The following is a 1,535-nucleotide window of genomic DNA, read 5'->3' as shown; positions in this document are numbered from 1 at the left end:
AGCAGCTGAACTGGATCAAGCAGGACCTGAAGAACAACACCAAGCCCTGCGTCGCCGCGTACTACCACCACCCGCGCTACACCTCGGGCGACCACGGTGACAACGACAAGATGGCCACCCTCTGGGAAACCATGGTCGGAAACAAGGTCGACCTCGTGCTCAACGGGCACGACCACCACTACGAGCGCTTCTACCCGCAGAACGCCGACGGTGACAAGGATCCGGTCGGCCCGGTGCAGATCATCGGCGGTGGCGGCGGGGCGACCCTCTACCCGGTCAAGACCGAACACCCGGCCACCGCGAAGGCGATCTCGACCTACGGCGTGCTCAAGCTGAACATGTCGGACAACGCCTTCTCGACCCAGATGATCGGTCTCGACGGCAAGACCATCGATTCCTCTCCCACCTACACCTGCCACTGATCCTCGCGATCAGGTGCCGGGTCGCGGCCGTGTGCACCGCGACCCGGCACCTCCTCACGGTGCTGGAGGTCCCCCATGTACATAGCCACCAGTAGGGGAGCGGACACCGCGGCGGAAGTTCCCAAGAGCGGCGTGAAACGCGCGGTCACCGGGAACGTCGTCGCGCTCGGCCTGGTCAGCCTGGTCACCGACATCTCCTCGGAGATGGTGACCGCCGTCCTGCCGCTCTACCTCGTCCTCGGTCTCGGCCTGAGCCCGCTGCAGTTCGGCGTGCTCGACGGCCTCTACTCCGGTGTCACCGCCGTCGTCCGGCTGGTCGGCGGGCATCTCGCGGACCGCTGGCAGCGGCTCAAAGCCGTCGCCTGCTTCGGTTACGGGCTCTCGGCGCTGGGCAAGATCGGCCTGATGCTGGCGGGTTCGTCCACCGTGGCGATCGGCGCCGTCCTGGCGGCCGACCGCACCGGAAAGGGCGTCCGGACCGCGCCGCGGGACGCGTTGATCACCTTGAGCAGCGATCCCGAACACCTCGGCCGCGCTTTCGGCGTGCACCGCGCGATGGACACCTTCGGCGCCTTCCTCGGCCCGCTGGTCGCGATGGCGGTGCTGTGGCTCAGCCTCGGCAGCTACGACTCGGTGTTCTTCACCAGCTTCTGCGTCGCCGCGATCGGCGTGATCATCCTGCTGGTGCTGGTCAAGGACCACCAGCCGACGCCGAGGGCCGAGCGGCCCAAGGTCTCGCTGCGGGAGACCGCCGGGCTGATCCGCCAGGCGTCGTTCCGCCGGATCTGCGTCTGGGCGGCCCTGCTGGGCCTGGTCACCCTCAGCGATTCGTTCCTCTATCTGGTTCTGCAGCGCCGTTGGGACCTCGGCGCGGTCTTCTTCCCCTTGCTGCCGCTGGGAACCGCCGGCGTCTATCTGCTGCTCGCCGTTCCGTTCGGCAGGCTTTCGGACCGGATCGGCCGCTGGAAGGTGTTCCTCGGTGGGCACGTCGCGCTGGTCGTCGCGCTGCTGGCGCTGCTCGGACCGGTCGAGATCGGGCGAGCGTCGTGTAGGGGAAGGTGGTGGATCTCGGTGATCGCCCTGTCAACGAAGAACAACACAAAATGGGGGCAA

At 67.2% G+C, this 1,535-nt stretch carries 2 protein-coding genes; both read left to right on the top strand.

Features of this window, described 5'->3' with window-relative positions:
- A partial coding sequence (locus CFP71_RS41810) for a metallophosphoesterase family protein (RefSeq protein WP_482746730.1) occupies positions 1 to 422 on the top strand: 422 nt, incomplete at its 5' end.
- 75 nt (positions 423 to 497) lie between these two features.
- Positions 498 to 1,535: MFS transporter (locus CFP71_RS41805; RefSeq protein ID WP_244200034.1), on the top strand; the 1,038-nt coding region annotated here is incomplete at its 3' end.

This window comes from Amycolatopsis thailandensis, assembly GCF_002234405.1.
In the GTDB taxonomy this organism is placed as follows: domain Bacteria; phylum Actinomycetota; class Actinomycetes; order Mycobacteriales; family Pseudonocardiaceae; genus Amycolatopsis; species Amycolatopsis thailandensis.
Note: the sequence above shows the minus strand (reverse complement) of the source record. Positions and strands in the feature narration are given on the sequence as shown.